The sequence below is a fragment of the Herbaspirillum lusitanum P6-12 genome (assembly GCF_000256565.1).
GTDB classification, from domain to species: domain Bacteria; phylum Pseudomonadota; class Gammaproteobacteria; order Burkholderiales; family Burkholderiaceae_D; genus Herbaspirillum; species Herbaspirillum lusitanum.
Genome location: NZ_AJHH01000302.1, coordinates 1 through 388 on the forward strand (window position 1 = coordinate 1; position 388 = coordinate 388).

Annotated in this window: 1 protein-coding gene; it reads right to left on the bottom strand. The window is 69.8% G+C overall.

What is annotated here, in order from left to right:
- Nucleotides 1-388: YbfB/YjiJ family MFS transporter (locus HLUSI_RS27875; RefSeq protein ID WP_040503326.1), on the bottom strand; the 388-nt coding region annotated here is incomplete at both ends.

The following is a 388-nucleotide window of genomic DNA, read 5'->3' on the forward strand; positions in this document are numbered from 1 at the left end:
CGGGCCGGGCGCCATGAAGCCGGTCGCCACCAGACTCAGCAAGCCCATCGCCAGCCATGCCCATTGCCAGCTATGGGCCACGCCATACGCCGTGGCGGCGGCCATGGTCGCCGGCACCAGCCAGGCCGACGCGACGATGCCGATGCCGCTGCCGCCGTAGAAGAGGCCCAGCAGGAAGCCCGCGCGTTGCGGGTGCAGCGCCGCCAGGCGGCTGATCAGGATGCCGCCGGAAATGAAGATGAAGGCGCTCACCGCACCGGTCACGATGCGCAGCGCCAGCAGCATCGCGGTATCGATGAACAGCCCCGACAGGATGATGAAGAAAGCCGTGGCCAGCGCGCCGCCGATCAGCATCTTGTGCGTGCCGAAGCGGCGCGCGGGCGGGGGT